Annotated in this window: 28 protein-coding genes and 1 tRNA gene; 24 read left to right on the top strand and 5 right to left on the bottom strand. The window is 67.1% G+C overall.

Annotated features, from left to right (window positions below; all coding sequences use genetic code 11):
- The first annotated feature begins 22 nt into the window (after window positions 1-22).
- The 3 genes from N440_RS13585 (at window position 23) to N440_RS13575 (ending at window position 3,611) form a co-directional block, all read left to right on the top strand.
- Window positions 23-1,252 (top strand): cation:proton antiporter, encoded by a 1,230-nt coding sequence (locus N440_RS13585; RefSeq protein ID WP_006438475.1) that lies wholly within the window; start codon window positions 23-25, stop codon window positions 1,250-1,252.
- Between the two features lie 104 nt (window positions 1,253-1,356).
- Window positions 1,357-2,913, top strand: a complete 1,557-nt coding sequence (locus tag N440_RS13580; protein WP_133935390.1) for a hypothetical protein — start codon at window positions 1,357-1,359, stop codon at window positions 2,911-2,913.
- Between the two features lie 59 nt (window positions 2,914-2,972).
- Complete coding sequence (locus tag N440_RS13575; RefSeq protein ID WP_133935389.1) at window positions 2,973-3,611, top strand: hypothetical protein; 639 nt, start codon at window positions 2,973-2,975, stop codon at window positions 3,609-3,611.
- Between the two features lie 65 nt (window positions 3,612-3,676).
- Here the strand turns inward: N440_RS13575 and N440_RS13570 are convergent, their stop codons facing one another.
- A complete protein-coding gene (locus N440_RS13570) occupies window positions 3,677-4,420 on the bottom strand; it encodes a DUF3011 domain-containing protein (RefSeq protein WP_049456812.1) in 744 nt (247 codons plus the stop codon).
- Window positions 4,421-4,577: 157 nt separating this feature from the next.
- Between N440_RS13570 and aspS the strand changes: the two genes are divergently transcribed.
- From aspS to queC, 18 genes are all read left to right on the top strand, one after another.
- Entirely contained in the window at window positions 4,578-6,329 is a 1,752-nt protein-coding gene (gene aspS, locus N440_RS13565) for an aspartate--tRNA ligase (protein ID WP_133935388.1), read from the top strand.
- 16 nt (window positions 6,330-6,345) lie between these two features.
- Complete coding sequence (locus tag N440_RS13560) at window positions 6,346-6,669, top strand: hypothetical protein (protein WP_006438575.1); 324 nt, start codon at window positions 6,346-6,348, stop codon at window positions 6,667-6,669.
- Between the two features lie 31 nt (window positions 6,670-6,700).
- A complete protein-coding gene (locus N440_RS13555; protein ID WP_006438577.1) occupies window positions 6,701-7,222 on the top strand; it encodes a GNAT family N-acetyltransferase in 522 nt (173 codons plus the stop codon).
- A gap of 75 nt (window positions 7,223-7,297) precedes the next feature.
- Window positions 7,298-7,930, top strand: a complete 633-nt coding sequence (locus tag N440_RS13550) for an alpha/beta fold hydrolase (protein WP_053450578.1) — start codon at window positions 7,298-7,300, stop codon at window positions 7,928-7,930.
- Window positions 7,931-8,117: 187 nt separating this feature from the next.
- Window positions 8,118-8,849 carry a YebC/PmpR family DNA-binding transcriptional regulator gene (locus N440_RS13545; RefSeq protein WP_008268284.1) on the top strand — a complete coding sequence of 244 codons (732 nt, stop codon included), beginning with the start codon at window positions 8,118-8,120 and terminating at the stop codon, window positions 8,847-8,849.
- A gap of 104 nt (window positions 8,850-8,953) precedes the next feature.
- Window positions 8,954-9,475 carry a crossover junction endodeoxyribonuclease RuvC gene (ruvC, locus tag N440_RS13540; protein WP_008268142.1) on the top strand — a complete coding sequence of 174 codons (522 nt, stop codon included), beginning with the start codon at window positions 8,954-8,956 and terminating at the stop codon, window positions 9,473-9,475.
- Between the two features lie 13 nt (window positions 9,476-9,488).
- Window positions 9,489-10,082, top strand: a complete 594-nt coding sequence (ruvA, locus tag N440_RS13535; protein WP_005410756.1) for a Holliday junction branch migration protein RuvA — start codon at window positions 9,489-9,491, stop codon at window positions 10,080-10,082.
- Between the two features lie 118 nt (window positions 10,083-10,200).
- The gene (locus tag N440_RS13530; protein ID WP_168356094.1) at window positions 10,201-12,051 is read left to right on the top strand and encodes a potassium transporter Kup; all 1,851 of its coding nucleotides are present in this window, start codon (window positions 10,201-10,203) and stop codon (window positions 12,049-12,051) included.
- 324 nt (window positions 12,052-12,375) lie between these two features.
- Window positions 12,376-13,416, top strand: a complete 1,041-nt coding sequence (gene ruvB / locus N440_RS13525; RefSeq protein ID WP_008264609.1) for a Holliday junction branch migration DNA helicase RuvB — start codon at window positions 12,376-12,378, stop codon at window positions 13,414-13,416.
- Complete coding sequence (gene ybgC, locus N440_RS13520) at window positions 13,406-13,837, top strand: tol-pal system-associated acyl-CoA thioesterase (RefSeq protein WP_006438800.1); 432 nt, start codon at window positions 13,406-13,408, stop codon at window positions 13,835-13,837. Before ruvB ends, ybgC begins: the two co-directional genes overlap by 11 nt.
- Before the next feature lie 10 nt (window positions 13,838-13,847).
- The gene (tolQ, locus tag N440_RS13515; protein ID WP_006438802.1) at window positions 13,848-14,627 is read left to right on the top strand and encodes a protein TolQ; all 780 of its coding nucleotides are present in this window, start codon (window positions 13,848-13,850) and stop codon (window positions 14,625-14,627) included.
- 24 nt (window positions 14,628-14,651) lie between these two features.
- Window positions 14,652-15,080, top strand: a complete 429-nt coding sequence (gene tolR, locus N440_RS13510) for a protein TolR (protein ID WP_006438804.1) — start codon at window positions 14,652-14,654, stop codon at window positions 15,078-15,080.
- Entirely contained in the window at window positions 15,070-16,125 is a 1,056-nt protein-coding gene (tolA, locus tag N440_RS13505) for a cell envelope integrity protein TolA (RefSeq protein WP_133935387.1), read from the top strand. The genes tolR and tolA overlap by 11 nt, the downstream gene beginning before the upstream one ends.
- A gap of 186 nt (window positions 16,126-16,311) precedes the next feature.
- Window positions 16,312-17,631 carry a Tol-Pal system beta propeller repeat protein TolB gene (gene tolB / locus N440_RS13500; RefSeq protein ID WP_006438808.1) on the top strand — a complete coding sequence of 440 codons (1,320 nt, stop codon included), beginning with the start codon at window positions 16,312-16,314 and terminating at the stop codon, window positions 17,629-17,631.
- 63 nt (window positions 17,632-17,694) lie between these two features.
- The gene (pal, locus tag N440_RS13495) at window positions 17,695-18,213 is read left to right on the top strand and encodes a peptidoglycan-associated lipoprotein Pal (protein WP_005410748.1); all 519 of its coding nucleotides are present in this window, start codon (window positions 17,695-17,697) and stop codon (window positions 18,211-18,213) included.
- A gap of 3 nt (window positions 18,214-18,216) precedes the next feature.
- Window positions 18,217-19,035 (top strand): tol-pal system protein YbgF, encoded by an 819-nt coding sequence (gene ybgF, locus N440_RS13490; RefSeq protein WP_008266258.1) that lies wholly within the window; start codon window positions 18,217-18,219, stop codon window positions 19,033-19,035.
- A gap of 184 nt (window positions 19,036-19,219) precedes the next feature.
- On the top strand, window positions 19,220-19,921 hold the full coding sequence (gene queE, locus N440_RS13485) for a 7-carboxy-7-deazaguanine synthase QueE (RefSeq protein ID WP_133935386.1): 702 nt from the start codon (window positions 19,220-19,222) through the stop codon (window positions 19,919-19,921).
- Between the two features lie 78 nt (window positions 19,922-19,999).
- Entirely contained in the window at window positions 20,000-20,665 is a 666-nt protein-coding gene (queC, locus tag N440_RS13480; protein WP_014038216.1) for a 7-cyano-7-deazaguanine synthase QueC, read from the top strand.
- A gap of 210 nt (window positions 20,666-20,875) precedes the next feature.
- On the opposite strand, the gene N440_RS13475 is transcribed toward queC, so the two are convergent.
- Window positions 20,876-21,835, bottom strand: a complete 960-nt coding sequence (locus N440_RS13475) for a DUF2268 domain-containing putative Zn-dependent protease (RefSeq protein ID WP_133935385.1) — start codon at window positions 21,833-21,835, stop codon at window positions 20,876-20,878.
- A gap of 168 nt (window positions 21,836-22,003) precedes the next feature.
- Between N440_RS13475 and N440_RS13470 the strand changes: the two genes are divergently transcribed.
- Window positions 22,004-22,079: transfer RNA gene (locus N440_RS13470), tRNA-Lys, on the top strand.
- Window positions 22,080-22,154: 75 nt separating this feature from the next.
- On the opposite strand, the gene N440_RS13465 is transcribed toward N440_RS13470, so the two are convergent.
- Together N440_RS13465 and N440_RS13460 are read right to left on the bottom strand one after the other, a co-directional pair.
- Window positions 22,155-22,472 (bottom strand): hypothetical protein, encoded by a 318-nt coding sequence (locus tag N440_RS13465; RefSeq protein WP_049457294.1) that lies wholly within the window; start codon window positions 22,470-22,472, stop codon window positions 22,155-22,157.
- A gap of 78 nt (window positions 22,473-22,550) precedes the next feature.
- Complete coding sequence (locus N440_RS13460; protein ID WP_133935384.1) at window positions 22,551-22,910, bottom strand: hypothetical protein; 360 nt, start codon at window positions 22,908-22,910, stop codon at window positions 22,551-22,553.
- A gap of 735 nt (window positions 22,911-23,645) precedes the next feature.
- Here N440_RS13460 and N440_RS13455 point away from each other — a divergent pair.
- Window positions 23,646-24,497 carry an alpha/beta hydrolase-fold protein gene (locus tag N440_RS13455; protein WP_133935383.1) on the top strand — a complete coding sequence of 284 codons (852 nt, stop codon included), beginning with the start codon at window positions 23,646-23,648 and terminating at the stop codon, window positions 24,495-24,497.
- An 82-nt stretch (window positions 24,498-24,579) separates the two neighbouring features.
- The gene (locus tag N440_RS13450; protein ID WP_133935382.1) at window positions 24,580-25,518 is read left to right on the top strand and encodes an alpha/beta hydrolase-fold protein; all 939 of its coding nucleotides are present in this window, start codon (window positions 24,580-24,582) and stop codon (window positions 25,516-25,518) included.
- Between the two features lie 67 nt (window positions 25,519-25,585).
- Here the strand turns inward: N440_RS13450 and N440_RS13445 are convergent, their stop codons facing one another.
- Window positions 25,586-26,008 carry a response regulator gene (locus N440_RS13445; RefSeq protein ID WP_006438906.1) on the bottom strand — a complete coding sequence of 141 codons (423 nt, stop codon included), beginning with the start codon at window positions 26,006-26,008 and terminating at the stop codon, window positions 25,586-25,588.
- Window positions 26,009-26,029: the final 21 nt, after the last annotated feature.

Raw genomic sequence — 26,029 nt, 5'->3', positions numbered from 1 at the left:
TCGAACGCCACGGAAGACCCCGATGAGTCATGAGTTGATCTACCTGCTGCTGATCTTCGCGCTGCTGGTGATCCCACGCGCGCTGCAGCGCTTCAGCCTGCCGGCGCCGCTGACCTGCCTGCTGTTCGGCATCATCGGCATGCTCTGGCTGGGTGACCAGGCGCATGACGCGGTGATTGGTCTGCTGGCCACGCTGGGCATTTCCTCGCTGTTCCTGTTTGCCGGCCTGGAAGTGGATCTGCGGGCGCTGCGTCGTGGCATGTGGCCGCTGCTGGCGCATCTGGTGATCCGTACCGGCACGCTGTTCGGCGTGGGCTGGTTGGCCTGGCGCTATGCGGGGCTGCCGTGGCAGGCCGCGGGCCTGCTGGCGCTGGCGCTGCTGACGCCGTCCACCGGCTTCATCATGGATTCGCTGTCGCGGCTTGGCCTGAGCGAAGACGAGCGGTTCTGGGTGACCAGCAAGGCCATCGCCGGCGAACTGCTGGCGCTGGCGGCCTTGTTCATCGTGCTGCAGGCCGGTGACCCGGGCCATATGGCGCTGTCCAGCCTGGCCCTGCTGGCGATGATGATCGGCCTGCCGCTGCTGTTCATCGCGTTGGGCCGCTGGGTGGCACCGCACGCGCCCGGCTCGGAATTCTCGCTGCTGGTGATGGTCGGCATGGTTGCGGCCTACATCACCTACCTGCTGGGCGTGTACTACCTGGTCGGCGCCTTCATCGCCGGCCTGGTCGCGCGCCTGCTGCACCAGCGCATGCCGCTGCTGGCCTCGCACGAGAACCTGCACGCGCTGCGCCTGTTCGCCTCGTTCTTCGTGCCGTTCTACTTCTTCAACGCCGGCACCAAGGTGCCCAGCGAAGCGCTCAGCTTCGAGGCGCTGGGGCTGGGCATCGTGATCACCCTGGTGGTGTTGCCGCTGCGCATCGGCGTGGTCTGGCTGCAGCGGCGGGTGATGTTCGGCGAGAGTTTCCGCAGCAGCCTGCGGGTCTCGCTGGCGCTGGCGCCGACGCTGATCTTCACCCTGGTGCTGGCGGCGATCATGCGCGAACGCTTCCAGATTCCGGCGGTGCTGTTCGGTGCGCTGCTGCTGTACGCGGCCCTGACCACGCTGCTGCCGTCGCTGGTGTTCCGTACGCCATTCGATGTCGATCCGGTGGAACAGGAGCCGGCAGGCGAGGGCGAGTCCGCACCGGTAGCGGCCACCGAAGTCATCCACGCCGAGCCCCTGAAGGCGCCGCTGCCACCGCAGGGCTGAGCCGCAGCCACGCGCAATGGCTTGCACTCGCGTGCGCCAGCGCAGACACTGCGCGCCCGTGAAGCGCGCCCTGCCGTGGGCGGCCACCGACAGGAGCAACAGGCGTGACCCAGGAAAGCAACCCAGACCGCAGCCTCCTGCCAGGCAAGATCCTGTTGTGGTTTTCGGCGATCACGCTGCTGATCCTGCTGGCCTGCAGCTGGTCGATGCCACCGGTCGATGCCTCCGGTTTCCGGCAGACGCAGACCGCGCTGTCGATCGACTGGTTGCTGCGCGGCGGTCCCTGGCTGGACTACGTGACCCCGGTGCTGGGGGCGCCCTGGTCGATTCCCTTCGAGTTCCCGCTTTACCAGTGGCTGGCAGCCCTGTTGTCCAGCATCACCGGCATGAGTGCCGACAACAGCGGGCGGTTGGTGTCCACGGTCTTCCACGTCGGCAGCATCTGGCTGGTTTACCGTACGCTGCTCGCCTGGCGCCCTGACCGCACGCTGGCGCTTTGCGTGACGGGCGCGTTCGCTGTCTCGCCGTATGCCCAGTTCTGGGGGCGTTCGGTGATGATGGAATCCAGTGCCGTGTTCTTTGGCCTGCTCTTCGTCTGGGCGATGGCACAGCTGCGCAACGGGCCGCGGGTCTGGGTGGGGCTGGTTGCCATCTGCGCGGCAGTGCTGTCGGCGGCCATCAAGGTCACCTCATTCTTCGGTTTTGCCGCGTTCGTCGCGCTGGTCTTCCTGTGGCTGGCCGTGCGTGAACATGGCTGGCGCCCGCAGTGGCTGCAGCAGCATTGGCGCCTGATGTTCTGGGGGGCGCTATCCGCGTTTGCCGTGCTGGCCACACTCAGCCTGTGGCTGCAGCATGCCGATGCGCTGAAGGCGCAGTCCGCGCTGGGCCGGCAGATCACCTCTGACGCACTGTCCACCTGGAATTACGGCACCCTGCAGCAGCGCCTGGACCCGGCCACCTGGTGGGGCACGGTGTTCAAGAAGCGCTTCTCCGGTGCGATCGGCTCCAACTGGATCTTCCTCATCTTCATCATCGCCGGGCTGTGGCAGAAGCGCACGCGCGCGGCGGTGGGGATCCTGCTGCTGGCCTACCTGGCGCCGTTCCTGGTCTTCACCAACCTGCACATCGCCCATCCTTACTACCAGGCGGCCAACATCGTGTTCGCCACATCGATCATCGGCCTGGTGCTGTGGTCGACGGTGCGGGCGGCCGAAGCGGCGGGCAAGCCGCGACGTGGTGTCGCGCTGGCGATCTTCCTGTGCGTTCTTTCGGTGGGATTTGGCCTGGTGAAGTCCCTGAAGGACATCAAGCAAGCGCGCGAGCCGACACCGGTATCGCAGATCGCAGAGGCCATCCGTACCGGCACGACCGAGCAGGGCGTGGTCGTCGCGTTCGGGCAGGATTGGTCCTCCGAACTGCCGTACTTCTCCGGCCGCCGTGCCGTGATGATTCCGGACTGGGCATCGGACGCCGTGCTGGCATCGCTGGCTGCAGATGACGCGGCACTGGGTGGGCTGCCGCTGGCCGCACTGGTCAGCTGCCCCAACGCGATTGCGAGCAGCCCCGAACGTGCGCAATGGCTGGCCGGGATCACCCGTCGCTATGCTGCCGGTGGCCAGAAGCAGGACGTGGGCGGCTGCGAGGTCTGGCTTCACCGCTGAGGTGCCACGGTCGTTCCGCGCGGTTTGCGCCCATCGGCGCAGGCCGTTAGGGTTGAGGCATGAAACTGCCTGCCGTGGTCACTGCTTCCGCCCTCCTGCTCGGCCTCGCGGCCTGTTCGCAGCGCTCCGATACGGTCGCCCATGATCTGGCGACCGCACCGGCCGATGCCTTCATGGCGGCCATTGCCGCGCACTGCGGCCAGGCCTACGCCGGCAAGGTGGTGGAGGACACGCCGGCACCCACCGGCAAGGACCCGTTCGCGGGCCAGCGCCTGGTCATGCACGTGCGTGGCTGTGCCGACCCGGCGCACGAGCTGCGCATCCCGTTCCATGTGGGCGACGACCATTCGCGCACCTGGGTGCTGACCCGTACGCCGAATGGCCTGCGCCTGAAGCACGATCATCGCCACCAGGACGGCAGCCCGGATGCGATCACCCTGTACGGCGGCGACAGCACGCCGCCGGGAACCGCCGAGCGCCAGCAGTTCCCGGCCGATGCCGATTCAGTGGCGATGTTCCGTCGGGCCGACATGCTGGCCTCGACGTTCAATACCTGGGCGATGGAAATCGACCCCGACCAGGCGTTCGTCTACGAACTGACCCGTCCCGACGGGCGCCGTTTCCGCGTGCAGTTCGACCTGAGCAAGCCGGTCGGCCTGCCGCCGGCACCCTGGGGTGACGAGAAGGCACCCCAGTAGCACCAGGTCACGCGTGGATGCCCGGCCGGCGCTCGCCACGCAGGGGCGCGCCCGCGCCCAGTTCCTTATCGCGTTCCAAAGCGCGCGCGGCAGCCGTTGCTCACCCACACCTGCCCGCGCGCGTAGCCCCAGCTGCGGCCTTCCTGGCAGGCGCTGCCGGACAGCTGCTGCTGCAGCACCGGCCGGCCCTGGCGGTCATCCCAGTCGCAGGTCTGCGAGCGATTGTTGTTGCTGCTGCAGGTGACCGAGTAGTTGCTGTTGCCACCGCCCCAGCCACCGCCGCCGCCGCCCCAGCCGCGGGCCTCGGCGAATTCGGCGCGACAGCCGTTGCTGACCCAGACCGCGCCGTTGCGCACGCCCCAGGTGCGGCCTTCCTGGCAGGGGCTGCCGGACAGCTGGCGCACCAGGCGGGCATTGCGCCAGCCGACCGGGCAACTGCGCTCCCGGTTGTTCTGGCTCTCGCAGCGGATCGTCTGGCCCGAGCCGCCATTGTTGCCGCCCCAGCCACCCCCATTGCCGCCGCCCCAGCCGCCACGGGCCTCGACGAACTCAGCACGGCAGCCATTGGTGACCCAGATGCTGCCGTTGCGGCTGCCCCAGGTGCGACCCTCCTCGCAGGCCGAGCCGGACAGCTGGCGGACCAGCTGCGCGCCGCGCCAGCCGGTATTGCAGACCCGTTCGCGGTTGCTCTGGCTCTCGCAGCGGACCACGCCGTTCTGCGCGTGTGCGGCGGGCGCGGGCAGGGCCACGCTGGCAAGGCAGCCCAGGCTGAGGGTCACGGCCAGGCTGGCCAGGGACGGCATGTTCATGGCAACTCCCCATACGGTAGGTGGTGCGCGACTATAAGGACCAGACGGATAAAGCCGGTGTGACTGAGCACATTTGCCCCGGCCGGGGCCTCGGCCGCAGAATACGAGGCTTTCCGGCCCCCATCCGGTGCCGGCGTTCTCCAGCGGAGCTTCCCCCATGCGTACCCACTTCTGCGGCCTGGTCGATGAGACCCTGATTGGCCAGACTGTCACCCTCGCCGGCTGGACCGACGTGGCCCGTAACCAGGGCGGCGTCTGCTTCATCGATCTTCGAGATCATGAAGGCATCGTGCAGGTGACGGTGGAGGTGGACAACGCCGAAGTGTTCGCCGTGGCCGCGTCGCTGGGCTACGAGGACGTGCTGCAGGTGGAAGGGGTGGTGCGTGCCCGCCATGCGGTGAACGACAAGATGCGCACCGGCAAGGTGGAAGTGATCGCCACCGCCATCACCGTGCTGAACAAGGCCGCGCCGCTGCCGTTCCACGCCCATGAGAACCCGGGCGAGGAAACCCGCCTGAAGTACCGCTACCTGGACCTGCGCCGCCCGGAAATGCAGCGCATGCAGCGCACCCGCATCAAGCTGGTGCAGGCGCTGCGCCGCCACCTGGACGAAAAGGGCTTCCAGGACATCGAGACCCCGATCCTGACCAAGGCCACCCCGGAAGGCGCGCGCGACTTCCTGGTGCCGGCGCGCATGCACCCGGGCGAGTTCTACGCCCTGCCGCAGAGCCCGCAGCTGTTCAAGCAGATCCTGATGGTGGCCGGCTTCGACCGCTACTACCAGATCGCGCGCTGCTTCCGCGACGAAGCCCTGCGTGCCGACCGCCAGCTGGAATTCACCCAGCTGGACATGGAGTTCGCCTTCGTCCGCGAACGCGACGTGCAGGATTTCGTCGAGAACATGATCCGCGCCATCTTCAAGGAAGTGGTCGACGTCGAACTGGACGCCAGCTTCCCGCGCATGACCTGGGCTGAAGCCATGCGCCGCTACGGCTCGGACAAGCCGGACCTGCGCATCGCGCTGGAACTGATCGATGTGGCCGACCTGGTCAAGGACAGCGAGTTCCCGGTATTCACCGGCCCGGCCAATGATGCCGAGGGCCGCGTCGCCGCGCTGCGCATCCCGGGCGGCGCCTCGCTGTCGCGCAAGCAGATCGACGAGTACGCCGCGCACGCCGCCAAGTACGGCGCCAAGGGCCTGGCCTACATCAAGATCGCCGACAACGGCGAAGTCAGCTCGCCGATCCAGAAGTTCTTCAGCGAGGGCTCGTTCGCTGCGCTGGTCGCCCACGTCGGCGCCGGCAACGGCGACATCGTGTTCTTCGGCGCCGGTGGCTACAACAAGGTTTCCGACTTCATGGGCGCGCTGCGCCTGAAGGCCGGCAAGGACTTCGGCCTGGTCGCCGACGGCTGGGCGCCGCTGTGGGTCACCGACTTCCCGATGTTCGAGTGGGACGAGGAAGAACAGCGCTACGTCGCCCTGCATCACCCCTTCACCGCACCGGCCGTGGACGACATCGCCGACCTGCGCGCCAACGCCCGTACCGCCGTCTCGCGTGGTTACGACATGGTGCTAAACGGCAATGAAATCGGCGGCGGTTCGATCCGTATCCACCGTCCGGACATGCAGAGCGCGGTGTTCGAACTGCTCGGCATCGGCGCCGAAGAGGCCCGTGCCAAGTTCGGCTTCCTGCTCGACGCGCTGAACTACGGCGCGCCGCCGCACGGTGGCATCGCCTTCGGCATCGATCGCATCGCCGCGCTGATGGCCGGCACCGAATCGATCCGCGACGTGATCCCGTTCCCGAAGACCACCGGTGCACAGGATCTGATGACCGACGCGCCGTCGCCGATCGTCGACGTGCAGCTGGCCGAAGTGCACATCCAGGTTCGCCCCAAGACCAACTGATCAGGAGATCCAGGCAATGACCGAGTTTGCGTTTTCGCTGGAGTGGGAAAAGCTGGGCAATGAAGGCTCCGAGGCCAACCTGGTCACCGAGCGTGCGCGCGTGTTCGGGGGTTGGCTGGTCCGTGTCGGTACCAACCCGGCGGCGATGGCCCTGACCTTCGTCGCCGACGGCGAAGGCCGTTGGGATGGTGAGGACTTCGGCGTCGAGGATTACGAGGACGACGAAGAGGAAGAGTACGACGAGGACGAAGAGGGCGAGGAAGAAGAGGACGAGGACGAAGAGGAATACGAGGAAGAGGACGAGGAAGACGAAGCCGCCGAAGCGCCGGAAAAGGCTTGACCCGCGCTTCACCCTGACGTCAACTTCCTGCATGTATTCCATCCGCCGCGCCACCGTGGACGACGCGCCGACCCTGTCGGCGCTGGCCGCCCGCACGTTCACCGAGACCTTCGGCCATCTGTACCCGCCGCAGGACCTGCAGGCCTTCCTCGACGAGGCCTACACGGTCGAGCGCCAGCGCGTGATCCTGGCCCACCCGGATTACGCGGTGTGGCTGCTGGAACTGGACGGGGAGGCGGTCGGCCATGCCGCCGCCGGCCCCTGTGGCCTGCCGCATCCGGAGGTGAAGCCGGGTGATGGCGAACTCAAGCGCCTGTACCTGATCAAGACCCAGCAGAGTTGTGGCTGGGGCAGCCGCCTGCTGGAAACCGCGCTGGCCTGGCTGGAGCACGAAGGCCCGCGCACGCTGTGGCTGGGCGTGTGGTCGGAGAACTTCGGTGCGCAACGCTTCTACGCCCGCTACGGGTTCGAGAAGGCCGGCGAGTACCTGTTCCCGGTGGGTGACACCCAGGACCTCGAATTCATCCTGCGCCGCGCGCCGCGCGCGGCCTGACGTTCACCGCCGCTTGCTGCGCGCGCGTGTTCAATTGCAGTACGTTCCTGCCCCGCTGACCGCCAGGCTGTTTGCATGACTCCCCCCGTATTGCTGCTGCATGGCATCTGGAATGCCCGTGCCTGGGTCGGGCCGCTGGCCTGGCGCCTGCGCGCGCGCGGTTTCCAGGTGCACGCCTTCGGTTATTCCTCGGTGTTCGGCGGCCCCGACGTGGCCGTGCCACAGCTGTTGGAGCGCCTGACCGACGCCGGGCCGTTGTCGCTGGTCGGCCACAGCCTGGGTGGGTTGCTGGCGCTGGAAGCCTTGCGCCGCCAGCCGCAGCTGGATGTTCAGCGCGTGGTCTGCCTGGGCTCGCCGCTGCGTGGCAGCGGCACCGCGCGGTCGCTGTCCGACCATGGCTGGGGCCTGGCGCTGGGGCGCAGCAGCGAGCTGCTGCTGGATGGCCTGCCGGACTGGCAGGGCAAGGCCGAGGTCGGGCTGATCGCCGGCTCGGTGCCGCATGGGCTGGGTAGCCTGCTGGGCGCGATGGACGACGCCTCCGATGGCACGGTGGCGCTGGCCGAGACCCGCCTGCCGGGCCTGTCCGACCATTGCGTGGTGCGCACCAGCCACAGCGGCCTGGTGGTATCGCCGGATGCCGCGCGGCAGACCGCGTATTTCCTGCGCCACGGCCAGTTCGACCACAGCCGCGACGCCGCTGCTGCATGATTGAGTGGGTGCGGCCTGCTTTGGTGGGTGCCACCGGCTTGCTTTGGTGGGTGCGAACCGTTGGTTCGCACGCTCTCCGCTCTCCACCGGGCATGACCTGGCGGCATCCTCCGCCCTAGACACGGTTGCAGCGCGTGATCAGGTAGAATCCGCGCCTTGATCCTGAAGCAGCCAGACGGTAGCACCCATGGGTAGAGGCCCCTCCATCGAAGCCCGCAAGAACGCGTCCGACGCGAAGCGTGGCAAGATTTTCACCAAGATCATCCGCGAGATCGGCGTGGCCGCGCGCGGCGGTGGAGGCGACCCCAACAACAACCCGCGCCTGCGCGTGGCGATGGACAAGGGCCTGGCCGTGAACATGTCCAAGGACGTGATCGAGCGCGCCATCAAGAAGGCCACCGGTGAGCTGGAAGGCGTCGACTACGAGGAAATCCGCTACGAGGGCTATGCCCCGGGCGGCGTGGCCGTCATCGTCGACTGCCTGACCGACAACCGCGTGCGCACCGTGGCCGATGTCCGCCATGCGTTCAGCAAGTGCGGCGGCAACATGGGCACCGAGGGCTCGGTGGCCTTCATGTTCAAGCGCCTGGGCGTCATCAGCTTCGCCCCGGGGGCCGACGAGGACGCCATCACCGAAGCCGCCATCGAGGCCGGCGCCGATGACATCGTGGTCTACCCGGACGACGGCTCGATCGACGTGGTCACCAGTCCTGACGCGTTCAACGCGGTCAAGGACGCGATGGCCGCCGCCGGTCATGTCGCCGGCCACGCCGAGATCACCTTCCGCGCGGACAACGACATCAAGGTCGAGGGCGAGGTCGCCCTGCAGGTCAAGAAGCTGCTGGACATGCTCGAAGACCTGGACGACGTGCAGGACGTGTACTCCAACGCCGAACTCGGCGCCGACGCCTACGCCTGAGCCGTCCTGACGGCCTGGGCGCGGGCCGTTGAACGGTCACCGCGGACAGACATGAGCCCATACGCCTGCCAGCGCTTCCCGTTCCGTCCCGCCAGGAGTGCGGCATGACCCGCATCCTCGGCATCGACCCCGGTTCGCAGCGGACCGGGGTCGGCATCATCGATGTCGACGCCGCCGGCCGCGTCAGCCACGTGCACCACCAGCCGCTGGTGCTGCTGGGCGCCGACGACTTCCCGCAGCGCATGAAGCTGCTGGTGCTGGGCCTGGCCGACCTGTGCCGGGAATACCAGCCCAACGAAGTGGCCATCGAAAAGGTCTTCATGGCGCGCAACCCCGATTCGGCGCTGAAGCTGGGCCAGGCCCGTGGCGCGGCGATTTCCGCCGTGGTGCTGCGCGACCTGCCGGTGCACGAGTACGCCGCCAGCGAGATCAAGCTGGCGGTGGTCGGTCGCGGTGGCGCCGAAAAGCAACAGGTTCAACACATGGTCGGGCTCATGCTCAACCTGAAAACCAAGCTGCAGGCCGACGCGGCCGACGCGTTGGCGGTGGCGATCACCCATGCCCACGTAAGGGCAACGGCCAACCGCCTGGGGCTCAGCGCCCGCCAGGCGTGGGGCCGCAAATGAGGAGCTGCACGCAATGATCGGTCGACTGCGCGGCATCGTCGCCTACAAGGCGCCGCCGTGGCTGGTGGTGGACGTGAACGGGGTGGGCTACGAGCTGGAGGCGCCGATGAGCACCTTCTACGACCTGCCCGAGCTCGGCCGCGAGGTCACCCTGTATACCCATTATTCGCAGAAGGAAGACAGCGTCTCGCTGTACGGCTTCCTGCGCGAGGGCGAGCGGCGCCTGTTCCGCGACGTGCAGAAGGTCAGTGGCATCGGCGCGAAGATCGCGCTGGCCGTGCTGTCCGGGGTGACCGTCGAGGAGTTCGCGCGCATGGTCCAGGCCGGTGACATCACCGCGTTGACCCGCATTCCGGGCATCGGCAAGAAGACCGCCGAGCGCATGGTGCTGGAACTGCGCGACCGCGCCGCCCAGTTCGGCGCGGGCGGGGCATTGCCCACCGGCAGTGGCCCGGCCCCGGCCGACCCGCTGTCCGACGCCACCGTGGCGCTGCAGCAGCTGGGCTACAAGCCGGCCGAAGCGGCGCGCATGGCGCGTGACGCCTTCAACGAGGGCGACGAAGTGGCCACCGTGATCCGCAAGGCGCTGCAGTCGGCACTGCGCTGAGCCGTCCTTCTTTTCCCCAACGAACCGCCTGAGCCCCGCCAGGAGTCCCATGTCCAGCAGTCAAACCCCGCACGCAGCCGCCCCCGGTGGCCACGGTCACGCCCCTCCCGCGGGAGGCATGGCGCTGATCATCGGTGCGATCGGCGTGGTCTTCGGCGATATCGGTACCAGCCCGCTGTACACCCTGAAGGAGGCGTTCTCGCCGCACTACGGGCTCAACAGCGACCATGACACCGTGCTGGGCGTGCTGTCGCTGGCGTTCTGGGCGCTGAACATCGTGGTCACGCTGAAGTACGTGACCATCATCATGCGCGCCGACAACGACGGCGAGGGCGGCATCATGGCGCTGATGGCGCTGACCCAGCGCACATTGCGCAACGGGTCGCGCTCGGCCTATGTGGTCGGCATCCTCGGTATCTTCGGCGCCTCGCTGTTCTTCGGCGACGGTGTGATCACCCCGGCGATCTCGGTGCTGGGTGCGGTTGAAGGCCTGGAGGTGGCCGCGCCCGGGCTGCATGCCTTCATCGTGCCGATCACGGTGGTGGTGCTGCTGATGGTGTTCGCCGCGCAGCGCTTTGGCACCGAGAAGATCGGCAAGGCGTTCGGCCCGATCACCTCGGTCTGGTTCATTTCGCTGGCCGCGATCGGCATCTACAACATCGTGGACGCGCCGGAAGTGCTCAAGGCCTTCAACCCGTGGTGGGCGATCCGCTTCTTCATGGAGCACAGCTGGCACGGCATCTTCATCCTGGGCGCGGTGGTGCTGGCGGTGACCGGTGGCGAGGCGCTGTACGCCGACATGGGCCACTTCGGCGCCAAGCCTATTCGCCACGCCTGGTATTTCTTCGTGCTGCCGTGCCTGGTGCTGAACTACCTGGGGCAGGGCGCACTGGTGCTCAACCACCCCGAGGCGCTGAAAAACCCGTTCTTCGAGGCAGTACCGCCGTGGGCGCTGTACCCGATGATCATCCTGGCCACGATGGCGGCGGTGATCGCCTCGCAGTCGGTCATCACCGGTGCGTTCTCGGTCTCGCGCCAGGCCATGCAGCTGGGTTACATCCCGCGCATGCGCATCAAGCACACCTCGCACGACACCATTGGCCAGATCTACATCCCGGGCATCAACTGGGGCATCGCGGTGATGGTGATCGGCCTGGTGCTGGCCTTCCGCAGCTCGTCGAACCTGGCCGTGGCCTACGGCATCTCGGTATCGGCCACCATGCTGATCGATACCCTGCTGCTGGCGCTGGTGGCGCGTTCGCTGTGGCCGAAGGCGCGCAACTGGATCCTGCCGCTGTGCGTGGTGTTCTTCATCATCGACCTCGGCTTCGTCATCGCCAACGGCGCCAAGCTGCTGCAGGGCGCCTGGTTCCCGGTGGTGCTGGGCATCTTCCTGTTCACCATGATGCGCACCTGGCGCCGTGGCCGCGAGCTGCTGCGCGATGAAATACGCAAGGACGGCATCCGCCTGGATACCTTCCTGCCCGGCCTGATGCTGGCGCCGCCGGTGCGCGTGCCGGGCACCGCGGTGTTCCTCACCGCCGACCCGACCGTGGCCCCGCACGCGCTGATGCACAACCTCAAGCACAACAAGGTGCTGCACGAGCGCAACGTGTTCCTGCACGTGGAAACCCTGCCGATCCCGTATGCGATGGAAGGGCAGCGGCTGAAGATCGAATCGGTGGGCGACGAGTTCTACCGGGTCTACGTGCGCTTCGGCTTCATGGAAACCCCGGACGTGCCGCTGGCGCTGATGCGCTCGTGCGACCACGGTGGCATCTACTTCGACCCGATGGACACCACCTTCTTCGCCAGCCGCGAGACCATCGTCGCCACTGCCAACCGTGGCATGCCGATCTGGCGCGACAAGCTGTTCGCGCTGATGCACCGCAACGCCGCGCCGGCGACGGGGTTCTTCCGGATTCCGGGCAACAGATTGGTGGAATTGGGCGCCCAGGTGGAGATCTAGGGCCGCTTCCTTCCTCGATACCGCCATGCTTCCATCCACGCATGGCGTGGATCTACTGTGTCGACCAAGGTCGACACCCACCAAGAGCAGCCATGTCATCCCGACAGATCGCGGCGATCTGTCGAAGGCCGGGTGGGTCCGGTTGCGGGGGTGTGAGCGGCATGGATGCCGCGACCAAGCCCCCATGGATGGGTTTACGGCGTCCCCCTCAACCGGACCCACCCCGCCATCCCGCAGGAAACCGGCTTTTGAAGTTGACGTTGCCGTTAGCGGGTGCCGGGCGCAGCCCGGCCGAAATCCGTACTTTTGCCGCATAATCAGCACATGACCGACGACCGCATCATCGGCGCCGGCGCCACCCGCGAGGATGACGCCGCCGACGCCAGCATCCGCCCCAAGCGGCTAGCCGACTACCTCGGCCAGGTGCCGGTGCGCGAGCAGATGGAAATCTACATCCAGGCGGCCAAGGGGCGTGGCGACGCGCTGGACCACGTGCTGATCTTCGGGCCGCCCGGCCTGGGCAAGACCACCCTCAGCCACGTCATCGCCAACGAGCTGGGCGTGGCGCTGCGGGTCACCTCCGGCCCGGTGATCGAGAAGGCCGGTGACCTGGCCGCGCTGCTGACCAACCTGCAGCCGCACGATGTGCTGTTCATCGACGAGATCCATCGCCTGTCGCCGGTGGTGGAAGAAGTGCTGTACCCGGCCATGGAAGATTTCCAGATCGACATCATGATCGGCGAGGGCCCTGCGGCCCGTTCGATCAAGATCGACCTGCCGCCGTTCACCCTGATTGGCGCCACCACCCGCGCCGGCCTGCTGACCGCGCCGCTGCGCGACCGCTTCGGCATCGTCCAGCGCCTGGAGTTCTACAGCGTCGAAGAGTTGACCCGGATCGTGCGCCGCTCGGCCAGCATTCTCGGCATCGACTGCACCGCCGATGGCGCTGGCGAGATCGCGCGCCGCGCGCGTGGCACGCCGCGTATCGCCAATCGCCTGCTGCGCCGCGTGCGCGACTATGCCCAGGTCAAGGCCGGCGGCCACATCGACGAGGCTGTCGCGCAGGCCGCGATGCAGATGCTGAAGGTTGACCCGGAGGGCTTCGACGAGCTCGATCGGCGCCTGCTGAAGACCATGGTGGACTACTTCGATGGCGGCCCGGTGGGCATCGAATCGCTGGCCGCGGCGCTGTCGGAGGAACGTGGCACGCTGGAAGACGTGGTCGAGCCGTACCTGATCCAGCAGGGCTTCCTGGTGCGCACCGCGCGCGGCCGCATGGCCACCCACAAGGCTTACCGGCACATGGGCCTGAAGCCGAAGAACCCGCCGCAGGACCTGTTCGCGGAGGTTCCCGATGTCGGTTGAGCCGCGATTCAGTTGGCCGACACGCATTTACTGGGAAGATACGGACGCTGGCGGGGTGGTCTACCACGCCCGCTACGTGGCCTTCATGGAACGGGCCCGGACCGAATGGATGCGTGCGCTGGGCTACGGCCAGGAGCGCATGCGCGCCGAGCACGGCATGGTCTTCGCGGTGCGCTCGATGCAGATGGATTTCATCAGGCCGGCACGGCTGGATGACACCCTGCAGGTGAGCGCCACGCTGGTCCAGCTGAAGAAGGCCAGCATGGTCTTCGACCAGCAGATCCTGCGCGACGGCGAGCTGCTGCTGTCGGCCCAGGTCCGCATCGCCGCACTGGAAGCGGCCAGTTTCCGCCCGCGCGGCATGGACGAATCCGTCCTTGCGGTGCTGCAACCCCACCTCCACCCCGAATCCGAACACTGAGGAACAACGGATGATCGCAACGCTCCTGGCCCTGCAGGCCACGGTCACCGAGGCACTGCCGGCCGACGTCAGCAACGCCGCGACACAGACCCTTGCCCAGGCCACCACCGGCGGCGGCATCAATTACCTCGAACTGATGGCCAAGGCCAGCCTGCCGGTGAAGATCATCGTGCTGCTGCTGCTGGTCGGCTCGTTCGTCAGCTGGGTGATCATTTTCCGCAAGGCCCGCGTGTTCAAGCAGGCCACCCGCGAAGCCGACGAGTTCGAGAACCGCTTCTGGTCCGGCGCCGACCTGGGCAAGCTGTACAGCTCGGCCACCGACCGCAGCCGCAACGTCGGCGGCCTGGAGGCGATCTTCGAAGCCGGTTTCCGCGAGTACACCCGCCTGCGCGACAAGCGCCGGCTGGACGGCCGTGCGCAGCTGGAAGGCGCGCAGCGTGCCATGCGCACCACCTACACCCGCGAAGTGGACCAGCTCGAGCGCAACCTGGAACTGCTGGCCAACATCGGTTCGACCGCCCCGTACGTGGGTCTGGTCGGTACCGTGTTCGGCATCATGGTGACCATGCACGACATGATCAGCAGCGGCGCGCAGGCCGGCATCGCCGCCGTTGCGCCGGGTATTTCCGAAGCACTCTTTGCCACCGCCATCGGCCTGTTCGTGGCGATTCCGGCGGTGTGGGCCTACAACCGCTTCACCACCCGCGTGGAGCGCATGTCGGTGCGGTTCGAGACCTTCGCCGAAGAGTTCAGCTCCATCCTGCAGCGCCAGAGCGCTGGCGACGAGTAAGCGCCTGACCCGGGAGTCCAAGCCATGTCCGCTGCCATCGGTCGCCGCAAGCGCCGCAAGCTGAAATCGGAAATCAACGTCGTTCCCTACATCGACGTCATGCTGGTGCTGCTGATCATCTTCATGGTCACCGCGCCGCTGCTCACCCTGAGCTTCGACGTCGACCTGCCGCAGTCCAACGCCAAGGCGCTGGAAAGCAAGCAGGACCCGGTGATTGTCTCGGTGCGCCAGGACGGCCAGCTCAGCCTGAAGCTGCCCGACGCCAAGGAACCGGCCGCGGTGTCGGCCGAGGAACTGGAAGGCCGCCTGGCCGGCATCGCCGCCCAGGACAAGGGCGTGCGCGTGATCGTCGCCGCCGACCGTGCGGTGGCCTATGAAAAGGTCATCGCCGCGATGGATGTGATCAAGCGCGCCAAGGTAGACAAGGTAGGCCTGGCCACCGATGCACGCTGACGCCCTGCCACCTCCGCATCAGCGCGAACCCGGCTGGGGCCTGCCCCTGGCACTGGCGCTGCTGGTGCACCTGCTGGTCGCGCTGGTCTTCATCGTGGCCTGGCTGTGGTCGCCACAGCGCAACACCGATGCCGCCGCCGGCGATCCCTCGGTCGAGGCCAGCCTGGCGCTGTCCGCGTCCGAAGCATCCGCTGCGCGCCAGGCCCTGCGCCAGTCCGAGAAGCTGGAAGACCTGCCGCCGCCGGTCGCCGAACCGATCCCGGTGCCTGAAGACACCATCCCGCCGCCGCAGCCCATTCCCGAGCCGCGCCCGCAGGACGCGCCGACGCCGCAGCAGCAACAGGCGCAGGAGCGTGTCGCGCAGCCCGATACCAAGGACCAGGAAGCGGTGAGCGCGCTGGCCATCTCGCAGGAGAAGGCCAAGCAGGAACAGGAAGCCAAGCGCCGCCAGGAGCAGATCGACCTGACCGAACGCAAGCGCCAGGAAGAAGCGGAGCAGAAGCTGCGCCTGGCCAAGCAGCAGGAAGCGGACGAGAAGAAGAAGCAGGCCGAGCAGGAGCGCGTGGCGGCTGACAAGGCCGAGGCCGAGAAGCAGAAGAAGATCGCCGAGATCCGTGCCAAGCGCGAGCAGGCCGAGAAGGAAGCCAAGCTGGCCGAGCAGAAACTGCGCCAGGTCGCCGCCGCGCGCAATGCCGCCGGCAGTGCGGCCGCCGGTGCCAGCGGCGCATCCCAGCCGGCTGCCGGCGGTGGGGGCAACAGCGAAGATCTGTCCGCCAAGTACGCTGCGGCGATCCAGGCCAAGGTGCTGTCGCAGTGGGTGCGTCCGGATACGGTGCCGCTGGGCCAGCGTTGCCAGATCACCATCACCCAGATTCCGGGTGGCACGGTGATGCAGGCCAAGGTGAGCCCGAACTGCCCATACGACGAGGCCGGCAAGCGTTCGATCGAGGCCGCCGTGCTCAACGCGCAGCCGCTGCCGTACCGCGGGTTCGAGTCGGTATTCGCACGCACGCTCAACTTCACCTTTACCGCCCAGGATCGCTGAGGCGGGCAGGGCGGCCCCCGGGCCGTCCGTTGCCCCTGCCGCCGCGAAGTTGGCCGCGACGTTAACGGTATGTGAGAGCACGGGCTGGAACTGACCCGGAATTCACGTACCCTTGGTTCATGATTGCGAAGCGGTTCACTTCCGCTTTGCTATCCCTCGTTCCGGTTTCCCCCTATTGAGCGCTCCATGAAAAAGATGCCTCGCTGGCTTGCCGTGTTTGCGGCCCTGTTGCTGCCTTTCGCTGCCGTCGCGCAGCAGAAGGGGCTGGATATCGACATCATCGGCGGCAATGCCTCCGCACTGCCGATCACCATCGTGCCGATGCCCTACCAGGGTTCGGCGGCTGCACCGCAGACCGACGTCGCCGGCGTGGTCCGCGCCGACCTCGAGCGCTCCGGCCAGTTCCGCACGCTGCCGGAAGCGCAGATCGTCGAAAAGCCGGTCCGCGGCGGTGACATCCAGTTCGCCACCTGGCGCGCGCTGAAGCAGAACTACATCGTGGTCGGCCGCGTGCTCGACGCCGGTGCCGGCGCCTACCGCGTCGAGTACGAACTGTTCGACGTGCCCAAGGGCGAGCGCCTGCTGGGCCTGGCGATGACCGCGCGCGGCAATGCCATGCGCGACGTCGCCCACCAGATGGCCGATGCCATCTACGAGAAGATCACCGGTGTGCGCGGCGCCTTCTGGACCCGCATCGCCTACGTGACCGCCAGCGGCAAGGGCGACGCCATGCGCTATGCGCTGATGGTGGCCGACTCCGACGGCTACAACCCGCAGACCATCGTGCGTTCGGCCGAGCCGCTGCTGTCGCCGTCGTGGAGCCCGGATGGCGGCAAGCTGGCCTACGTCAGCTTCGAGCGCGGCAACTCGGCGATCTACATCCAGAACATCGCCACCGGCGCACGCGAGCTGGTCACCAGCTTCCGTGGCATCAACAGCGCCCCGGCGTTCTCGCCGGACGGCCGCAAGCTGGCCCTGACCCTGTCGCGTTCGGGTAATCCGGAAATCTACGTGATGGACCTGGGCAGCAAGCAGCTGACCCAGCTGACCAACCACTTCGCCATCGACACCGAGCCGACCTGGGCACCGGACGGCAGCGCGGTGTACTTCACCTCCGACCGCGGCGGCCGTCCGCAGGTCTACAAGGTCGGTGCGGGCGGCGGCAGCGCCGAGCGCGTGACCTTCCAGGGCAACTACAACGCCAAGCCCACCGTGTCCTACGATGGCAAGAAGATCGCCGTGGCACAGGGCTCGGGCAACAGCTACAAGATCGCGATGATGGACAGCTCGCTGGGCTCGCCGCGCTGGAGCACGCTGTCGCCGGGTTCGCTGGATGAATCGCCGAGCTTCGCGCCCAACGCAAGCATGGTGTTGTACGCCGCCCGCGAAGGTGGCCGTGGTGTGTTGTATGCCGTTTCGGCCGATGCGCGGGTTCGCCAGCGCCTGGTCCTGGCCGATGGCGATGTGCGCGAACCGGCATGGTCCCCATACCGTACCCAGCGCTAAAAGAGTGTTAACATTTTGCTGTCTTGAACCCCTCATCGGCCTAGGAGCCACAAAGGTATCGCCATGAACAAGTCCACCCGCGTTCTGCTTGTTTCCCTGCTGTCTGTGGCCGTCCTGGCCGGTTGCTCGAAGAAGGTGAAGGAAGAGCCGGCAGCCCCGGTTGATACCGGCACCTCGACCACCACCCCGACCGGTCCGTCCACCTCCGGCCTGTACGGCCCGGGCGACCTGGACACCGACGCTTGCCTGCGCCAGCGCGTTGTCTACTTCGACCTGGACAAGGAAGACGTGAAGCCGGAATTCCAGGCCATCATGGCGTGCCACGCCAAGTACCTGCGTGACCGTCCGTCCTCGCGCATCACCCTGCAGGGCCACACCGACGAGCGCGGTTCGCGCGCGTACAACCAGGCCCTGGGCGAGCGTCGTGGCAACGGCGTCAACTCGGCCCTGCAGGCCAACGGTGGCTCGGCTTCGCAGCTGACCGTCGTGTCCTACGGCGAAGAGCGTCCGGTCTGCACCGAGTCGAACGAGTCCTGCTGGTCGCAGAACCGTCGCGTCGAAATCGTCTACACCGCGCAGTAATCCATGCGCATTGGCATCAAACTGATGCTGGTCGTTGCGGCAGCCCTCGTGGCTGCCGCACCGGCGCATGCACAGCGACAGAGCCTGGCTGATCGTGTCGGCGCGCTCGAGCAGCAGATGTACAACAACAGTGCCAACCAGGACCTGTTGAACCAGATCAATCAGCTGCGGCAGCAGGTCACCAGCCTGCAGGCCTCGATCGAGCAGTTGCAGCACGACAACGCCCAGCTCAAGCAGTCCGCCCAGGACCAGTACCTGGATCTGGACAGCCGCCTGAACCGGTTGGAAGGGGGCAACGCCGCCCCGGCCCTGCCGCCCGTTCCGGCGAGTGCGCCGAAGGCCGCTCCGGCCCCGGCAACCCCAGCAGCAGCGGCCACTTCCGAGCGGCCGCCTTCGGTCCATGGTGATGCGGGCAGCCTGGCCGCCACCGGCGACGAGCGCACCTCGTACAACGTGGCCTTCGAATCGCTGAAGGCCGGCAAGTACGACGATTCGGCGCAGCTGTTCCTGAGTTTCCTGCAGCTGTACCCGAATGGTGTCTACGCGCCCAACGCGCTGTACTGGCTGGGCGAGAGCTACTACGCCACCCGCAATTTCCCGATGGCCGAGACCCAGTTCCGTGAACTGCTCTCACGCTATCCGACCCACGACAAGGCCGCTGGCGGCCTGCTCAAGGTCGGCCTCTCGCAGTATGGCGAGGGCAAGGTCGACCAGGCCCAGCAGACGCTGGAGACCGTTGTGGCGCAGTACCCCGGCTCGGACGCCGCGCGCACCGCGCAGGACCGCCTGCAGTCGATCCGGCTGGGCAAGCAGATCCGCTGATCCGGCGTACAATACGTTCCCTGTAGAGCCGAGCCCCCGCTCGGCTGTTTGCGTTTCCGGTTTCCGTAAACGCCGGCCAGGCCATGCCGCCCGGTCGCTGCTGTAGAGCCGGGCCATGCTCGGCTGCTTTCGTTACCGGCCACGGTAGCCCACCCGCCACGTGCCCCACCAAGACGTACCCGCCATGACCGCCGTTACCCCGTCCAATGCCGTCGCCACCCCCAGCGACATCGTGCAGTCGCCGCTGCCACGCCTGAAGATCACCGAGATCTTCACCTCGCTGCAGGGCGAAGCCGATACCGCCGGCTGGCCGACCGTGTTCGTGCGCCTGACCGGCTGCCCGCTGCGTTGCCAGTACTGCGACACCGCCTATGCCTTCCACGGCGGCACCTGGTGGGACATCGACGACATCGTGGCCGAGGTGCTGGCCCAGGGCGTGCGCCATGTCTGCGTGACCGGTGGCGAGCCGCTGGCGCAGAAGCGCTGCCTGGTGCTGCTGCAGAAGCTGTGCGATGCCGGCATGGACGTCTCGCTGGAAACCTCCGGCGCGCTGGACGTCAGTGCGGTGGACCCGCGCGTATCGCGCGTGGTCGACATCAAGACCCCGGGTTCGGCCGAAGTGGCGCGCAACCGCTGGGACAACCTGCCACTGCTGACCGCCCGCGACCAGATCAAGTTCGTCATCTGCAGCCGCGAAGACTACGACTGGGCCAAGGCCCTGCTGGCCGAGCAAGAGCTGGTGAAGCGCTGCACGGTGTTTTTCTCGCCCAGCAAGGGCGAGATCACCGCGCGCCAGCTGGCGGACTGGATCGTCGAAGACCGGCTGCCGGTGCGCTTCCAGATGCAGTTGCATAAAATCCTGTGGAACGACGAGCCGGGCCGATGAGCCCGGGCAGCGTTCCCTGATGTAGCTCCGGCGCGGGACAGCGTGCTGGCTTTCCCCTCCCAACCGGACGTTTTACCCATGAAGAAGGCAGTCGTGCTTCTCTCCGGCGGCATGGATTCAGCCGCCGTCATCGCCATGGCCCAGGAACAGGGCTTCGCCGTGCATGCACTGAGCGTGCGCTATGGCCAGCGCCATACCTCCGAACTGGATGCCGCCGCGCGCGTGGCCAAGGCGCAGGGCGTGGTCGCGCACAAGACCGTGGACGTGGACCTGCGCAGCATTGGCGGCTCCGCACTGACCGACGACATCGACGTGCCCGAGGCCGGCGGTGCCGGCATCCCGGTCACCTATGTGCCGGCGCGCAACACCATCATGCTGTCGCTGGCCCTGGGCTGGGCCGAAGTGCTCGGCGCCAACGACATCTTCTGCGGCGTCAACGCCGTGGACTACTCCGGCTACCCGGACTGCCGCCCCGAGTTCGTGGCTGCGTTCCAGGCACTGGCCAACCTGGCCACCAAGTCGGGCGTGGAAGGCGCCGGCATCAAGGTGCACGCACCGCTGCAGTTCCTCAGCAAGGGCCAGATCGTCAGCGAAGGCGTGCGCCTGGGCGTGGACTTCGGCTTGACCGTGTCCTGCTACAACGCCGACGCCAACGGCGCCGCCTGTGGCCACTGCGACGCCTGCCGCCTGCGCGCGCAGGGCTTCGCCGAAGCCGGCGTGGCCGACCCGACGCTGTACGCCTGAGATGGTGGGGGCGATGCCCCCAATGGTGGGTGCCAACCTTGGTTGGCACTGTGCGCGGGGCATGGCCCGGCGCGGCCGGGGAGGTCTGACTCTGGTAGGTGCCAACCTTGGTTGGCACTGTGCGCGGGGCATGGCCCGGCGCGGCCGGGGAGGTCTGACTCTGGTGGGTGCCAACCTTGGTTGGCACTGTCCGCCAGGCACAGCCCAGCGCTACCGCTGCCGCTGCCGCAACCACCCCGACGCTTCAATAAACCCTCGCACCGCCCCTGCATCGGCGTAGTCCAACTCGATCATCCGCGCGATCGCCGCCTTCTCATCCGCTTGCTGCCGCATGTACTCCTGCGCGATGCGATACCCGGCGTAATAGCCCACATCACTCACCCCGAACGGGTTGCGGGCGCTGTTGTACAGCCAGTTGTCCAGGTCATCGCCGTCCATCTCGGCGATGAAGCGCGTGCGGATGGCCGCTTCATGCGCTGCACCGTAGCCATAGAAGGGTAGTGCCGGCCGGCGCCCGCTGATGCGTTCGGCCACGTACTCCGCCACACCTTCGCGTACCGCGTACTGGGCCAGGCTGCCGGTGGTCTCGCGCTGCTGGGTATGCACGTATTCGTGCAGGTTGTTCTGCGCGTTGTTCGCCCCCGGACGGCTGTCGTAGAAGATCCGCAGGCGGCTGCGCATCGGCTCCGGCAGCTCGCTCACGTCCACGCGCTCGTCGCCCAGCGCCATCTCCGCGCCGATCAGCACCTTGTCGCCCAGCGTGGTGCCACCGGTGCGAAGCACGCCCATCGCATAGGTGATGGTGGCCGGGCGCAGCGCCGGGTAGAGCGCCCGGAACGCGGCCAGATCCCGCTCCAGCGTGGCACTGGCCTGTTGTGCGTTGGCGGTCAGCGGTCGCACCGAGGCCCAGAAGCGCGGCCACGCCTGCATGGCCTCGGCGTACTCGCGGGCGGTGTAGTGGCGCACCTGCATCAGTGCATGCAGGCCAGGGCTGCCCGGATCGATGTAGCGCTGCTGGACCAGCGCGACCTGGCGTTCGGCGTCGGGCTCGGCGCGCACCGCGTCAAAGGTGGCCCAGAAGCGGGCGATATCATCGGTGACGACCTGGGAAGGGGCGGCCAGGGCCGCACAGGGCAGCAGGGCGGCAAGCAGGCTGACGATCAGGCGCATCCATGGCTCCGGGGAAGGATCACAGATGGGATGCGACGGTGGCCCCAAAGGTTTAAGCCCGCTGGTAGTGCCGGCCGCTGGCCGGCAACCCCGACACACCAGGGTTTCGCGCGACCTGCCAAAGTAGGGTAGAATGCCCACCCCGCCGAAAGGCTGGGGCAGTGCAATGGGCCGTTAGCTCAGTCGGTAGAGCAGAAGACTTTTAATCTTTTGGTCGAAGGTTCGAATCCTTCACGGCCCACCAATTGCACCAATGGCCCAGGTCATTCGAAAAGGCACCGCCAAGCGGTGCCTTTTTTGTGCCGCTCGTCCAGGGCAACTACTTCGTCCGCGCAGTCTTCGCTTTAGCCGCCGCCGCGTCGGCAGCCTCCTGTGCGGCCGTTGCTGCCGCATTCGCAGAACGTGCCGCCTCCGCCTTTGCCGCCTCGAAATAGGTGAGCCGCTGCAGACTGGTTCTGCGTTCCAGTTCCATCGCTGCGGCGAAGCTCTCCGGATGCTTTGCAGCACAGGCCTCCTGCACCAGTTGCACGGCACGATCGGACAGCCCGGGCTGGATGTTGCCGAGCAGGCAGTCGGCATACGGTACGGGCGCGGCCGGACTGGCGGCCAGCGCGGCGATGAGCACGGCATTCAACATGCAAACCTCCTTGTAGGTTTCGAAGGGACTGGCGAACAGTCCACCCCAAGTATGGACCGGTTATGGGTGCAACGGCGGCTACGCCGGGCGGATATCCCGGCACACCAGTTCCGCCAGCCCGCGGCAGGCGAAGAACAACCCATCGATCACCCCTTCATCCAGATGGCGGTCGGGCGTGGCGATCGACCGGCAGCGTTCGGCGGCATGCAGCATTTCCGCCACCGTCAGCATGCCGACGGCGGCACGCTCCGCGCGTGCCATCGCTTGATCACGGCCGGGCGGCAGATTGGTTTCCGGCCAGAGCAGGCCGTCGGCGCCGTCGCCATCGCGGATGCGCTTGAGGCATCCCCAGAACGTGCTGAGATCCGGCGCGGGGTTGTCATCGTCATTGACGCTGTCGGGGGTGCAGTAGGGCGCTTGGGGCGGACGTCGGGTCATCTCGGATTCATCGGCTCTTGGGCAATAGCGCCACCGTGCAGGACGGGTGGCGGACGGTGCATGGCTGCAAGCCGGAAGACATCACGCAGTAACCGGCGGGTCCAAAGACCCCCACGCACCGCCCGCCATGAAGGCCGACGGATCACCCGCCGGCACAGTCCGGAGATAGTGCCGACGGATGAGCGCAAACAACAGCGTGAATGTCATTACGGGCTTGCAGGCCCGGTGCCACCCGTTGTCGGTGGCGCTGCATAGTGGTTACGCCCGCGCGCGGATTTCAATCTGAAATGTGGGAAAAAATTCCTGCCAACCGCAGCGCGACACTATTGTCACAGAGGGCTCCGATGCAGCGAGCGACAGGGCGCGACGTATCTGTTCTGCTGGCCTGGCGAATCGCGTTGTGGAATGGCGCAAACCACGTCGGATAACGCATTTGCTGTGAACCGGCGCGTGTAAAGCTGGCTGCACTTCCATGCTCCGTAGCAGCGGCGCGAGCGCGTCACGCGGCAAAGTTACTGTGCGAACGCGACATATTCGTGCAGGTTCCCTGTAGAGCCGAGCCATGCTCGGCTGCGGTTCGCGTGGGGTGCTGAGCCGAGCGTGGGATCGGCTCCACATTGATTCATCCATGCAGGGCGTGGATCTACGCATCTGGCAGGGATGTTGAGCGTGCCGAAGCCGCCGATCCCTGTGGCGGAGCGCTATGCTCGGCATCTTTCCCAGGATGGGCCGCCCATGCGCTTGATCGTGCTGTCGCTGTTGTTGTCTGCCGTCTCTGCCGCGCCGTTGATGGCCGCCGAGCCGGTGCCGTCCGCGCAGGCCACTGCAGCAACCCCACTGGTCATCGGCGAGACCTTCACCATCCAATCGAAGGCGCTGGGCGAGACCCGCCGCATCAATGTCTATCGCCCGCAGCCGTGGGGCCTGGACCCAAAGGCGCCGCTGCCGGTGCTCTACATGCCCGATGGCGGTATCGGCGAGGACTTCCTGCACGTGGCCGGGCTGGTGCAGGTACTGAGCGGCAACGGCAGCATGCGTCCGTTCCTGCTGGTCGGCATCGAGAACACCGAACGCCGCCGTGACATGACCGGCCCCAGCAAGGATCCGCAGGACCAGAAGATCGCGCCGCGCATCGGCGGCTCGGCAGCCTACCGCGCGTTCCTGCGCGATGAACTGATGCCGCAGGTGCGCCAGCGCTACCCGACCACCGACGAGCGTGCGCTGATCGGCGAATCGCTGGCCGGCCTGTTCGTGGTCGAGACGCTGCTGCAGGAACCGACGCTGTTCAACAGCTACATCGCGCTGGACCCCAGCCTGTGGTGGAACCGCGGCACGATGCTGGCATCTGCGGCCAAACAGCTGCCGGCGGTGGCGCGTGCGCAGCCGCGCGTGTTCCTCGCCAGTAGCGGCCAGCCGGAACTGGCCAAATCCACGGCACAGCTGGCAACGCTGCTGGAACAGGCCTCGCCGTCGCCGCTGGTGAAGTACCTGCCACTGCCGGAGGAAACCCACGCCACGATCTATCATCCGGCGGCATTGCAGGCGCTGCGCACGCTGTTCCCGGCACCGCCGCCGGCCTCGCCTTGACCGCACTGGCACCGCGTCGCCCGCCATGCAAGGATGCGGCAGCGGCGCCATCCGGCGCGCCGCCCGCAACGGGAGCGTGTGGATGCAGCGTGTGCGTGGATGGAGTGTGGCGGCCTGCCTGGCCGTGAGTGGCTGTGCGATGTCGGTGGCACCGCCGGCAACGCAGAGTGAAGCGAACGAAAGCGCGGCCACCGCTGCGCCGGGTGTGGTGTTGCCGGATACCGAAGCGTTGCGCGTGCACGATCCGGTCGGCCGCGATTATCCGGTATGGGTGGCGTTGCCGGCCGACTACGCCGCGCATCCGGAGAAGCACTACCCGGTGCTGTATGTGACCGACGCGCTGTACAGCTTCCCGCTGGTGCGCAGCGTGCGCAACATGGTGGGGCAGAAGGGCGTCAACCTGGAGGATTTCATCCTGGTCGGGCTGCCGCCGCAGGAAGGCCTGACCTCCAAGCAGAGCCGCTCGCGGGACTACACGCCCAGCGATCCGGCGCGCACCGATCCGCGTGACTACAGTGATGACGTCAGCTATGGCGGCGCCGCGCATTACCGCGATTTCCTCGCCGAGCGCGTGCTGCCGATGATCGATGCGCGCTACCGCACCGATCCGGCACGGCGCGCCTATGCGGGCCATTCCTACGGCGGCCTGTTCGGCGCCTACGTGCTGACCACGCGTCCGGACATGTTCCGTACCTACATCCTGTCCAGCCCGTCGCTGTGGTTTGACGACCATCTTGTACCGCGCCTGCAGGCCGAGGCCAGGGCGCCGACGCAGCCGACCACGGTGGTGCTGTCAGTGGGCAGCTTCGAAACGGTCAAGCCGGAACCGCGCTACTTCACCCGCAACGACATGCTGCGCCACAACGCCGACTTCGCCGAGCAGCTGCGCCGCAGCGGGCGTTCGGTGAAGGTGGAGAACATGGTGATCGATGACGAGGACCACTTCACGGTCTACCCGGACATGATCACCCGCGCGTTGTTGAAGGTGTTTCCGGGTACGGGGCCATACAGCAGCGGTTGATCGGCGGTTGCAGCCACGCCGATGAGACGCGGATTCAGTAGATCCACGCCATGCGTGGATCAATGCCTCAGGCCGCCTGTGCGTCCGGCCCGGTCAGCACGCCCACATCGGCGTGCCGGAAGCACAGGCGGATGGCATCGAGCAGTTCGCTCATGTTGTAGGGTTTGGGCAGGAAATGGATGCCGTCGCGCAGCTGTGGCAGCACGCGGTGCTGATCCATGCCCGAAGTGACCAGGATCGGCAGGTACGGATAGAGGTCGCGCACCTGGTTGGCGGCTTCAATCCCGCTCACGCGGCCCAGGTTGACGTCGGTGAACAGCAGGTCGAAACGCTCACCGGCGGCCAGCAGGCCCAACGCGGCTTCGGCCGAGCTGACGCCCACCACGTGGCAGGCCTGGCTTTCCAGCGCCAGCCGGCTCAGTTCGCGGGTTTCCTCCGCGTCCTCGATCAGCAGGACGCGGGGCTCAACGTGGCGCTTGGACAGCAACATGACGCGACAACTCCGGACAGC

This window comes from Stenotrophomonas sp. CC22-02 (genome assembly GCF_004365115.1).
Lineage (GTDB): Bacteria > Pseudomonadota > Gammaproteobacteria > Xanthomonadales > Xanthomonadaceae > Stenotrophomonas > Stenotrophomonas forensis.
The sequence above is the reverse complement of the archived record's forward strand: the minus strand, read 5'-3'. Positions and strand labels throughout refer to the sequence as shown.

Bases quoted from the DNA above. Each gene is read 5' to 3' on its own strand.
- N440_RS13585 (WP_006438475.1), top strand. From the start codon at position 23: ATGAGTCATGAGTTGATCTACCTGCTGCTGATCTTCGCGCTGCTGGTG.
- N440_RS13575 (WP_133935389.1), top strand. From the start codon at position 2,973: ATGAAACTGCCTGCCGTGGTCACTGCTTCCGCCCTCCTGCTCGGCCTC.
- N440_RS13570 (WP_049456812.1), bottom strand. From the start codon at position 4,420: ATGAACATGCCGTCCCTGGCCAGCCTGGCCGTGACCCTCAGCCTGGGC.
- aspS (WP_133935388.1), top strand. From the start codon at position 4,578: ATGCGTACCCACTTCTGCGGCCTGGTCGATGAGACCCTGATTGGCCAG.
- N440_RS13560 (WP_006438575.1), top strand. From the start codon at position 6,346: ATGACCGAGTTTGCGTTTTCGCTGGAGTGGGAAAAGCTGGGCAATGAA.
- N440_RS13555 (WP_006438577.1), top strand. From the start codon at position 6,701: ATGTATTCCATCCGCCGCGCCACCGTGGACGACGCGCCGACCCTGTCG.
- N440_RS13550 (WP_053450578.1), top strand. From the start codon at position 7,298: ATGACTCCCCCCGTATTGCTGCTGCATGGCATCTGGAATGCCCGTGCC.
- N440_RS13545 (WP_008268284.1), top strand. From the start codon at position 8,118: ATGGGTAGAGGCCCCTCCATCGAAGCCCGCAAGAACGCGTCCGACGCG.
- ruvC (WP_008268142.1), top strand. From the start codon at position 8,954: ATGACCCGCATCCTCGGCATCGACCCCGGTTCGCAGCGGACCGGGGTC.
- ruvA (WP_005410756.1), top strand. From the start codon at position 9,489: ATGATCGGTCGACTGCGCGGCATCGTCGCCTACAAGGCGCCGCCGTGG.
- N440_RS13530 (WP_168356094.1), top strand. From the start codon at position 10,201: ATGGCGCTGATCATCGGTGCGATCGGCGTGGTCTTCGGCGATATCGGT.
- ruvB (WP_008264609.1), top strand. From the start codon at position 12,376: ATGACCGACGACCGCATCATCGGCGCCGGCGCCACCCGCGAGGATGAC.
- ybgC (WP_006438800.1), top strand. From the start codon at position 13,406: ATGTCGGTTGAGCCGCGATTCAGTTGGCCGACACGCATTTACTGGGAA.
- tolQ (WP_006438802.1), top strand. From the start codon at position 13,848: ATGATCGCAACGCTCCTGGCCCTGCAGGCCACGGTCACCGAGGCACTG.
- tolR (WP_006438804.1), top strand. From the start codon at position 14,652: ATGTCCGCTGCCATCGGTCGCCGCAAGCGCCGCAAGCTGAAATCGGAA.
- tolA (WP_133935387.1), top strand. From the start codon at position 15,070: ATGCACGCTGACGCCCTGCCACCTCCGCATCAGCGCGAACCCGGCTGG.
- tolB (WP_006438808.1), top strand. From the start codon at position 16,312: ATGAAAAAGATGCCTCGCTGGCTTGCCGTGTTTGCGGCCCTGTTGCTG.
- pal (WP_005410748.1), top strand. From the start codon at position 17,695: ATGAACAAGTCCACCCGCGTTCTGCTTGTTTCCCTGCTGTCTGTGGCC.
- ybgF (WP_008266258.1), top strand. From the start codon at position 18,217: ATGCGCATTGGCATCAAACTGATGCTGGTCGTTGCGGCAGCCCTCGTG.
- queE (WP_133935386.1), top strand. From the start codon at position 19,220: ATGACCGCCGTTACCCCGTCCAATGCCGTCGCCACCCCCAGCGACATC.
- queC (WP_014038216.1), top strand. From the start codon at position 20,000: ATGAAGAAGGCAGTCGTGCTTCTCTCCGGCGGCATGGATTCAGCCGCC.
- N440_RS13475 (WP_133935385.1), bottom strand. From the start codon at position 21,835: ATGCGCCTGATCGTCAGCCTGCTTGCCGCCCTGCTGCCCTGTGCGGCC.
- N440_RS13465 (WP_049457294.1), bottom strand. From the start codon at position 22,472: ATGTTGAATGCCGTGCTCATCGCCGCGCTGGCCGCCAGTCCGGCCGCG.
- N440_RS13460 (WP_133935384.1), bottom strand. From the start codon at position 22,910: ATGACCCGACGTCCGCCCCAAGCGCCCTACTGCACCCCCGACAGCGTC.
- N440_RS13455 (WP_133935383.1), top strand. From the start codon at position 23,646: ATGCGCTTGATCGTGCTGTCGCTGTTGTTGTCTGCCGTCTCTGCCGCG.
- N440_RS13450 (WP_133935382.1), top strand. From the start codon at position 24,580: ATGCAGCGTGTGCGTGGATGGAGTGTGGCGGCCTGCCTGGCCGTGAGT.
- N440_RS13445 (WP_006438906.1), bottom strand. From the start codon at position 26,008: ATGTTGCTGTCCAAGCGCCACGTTGAGCCCCGCGTCCTGCTGATCGAG.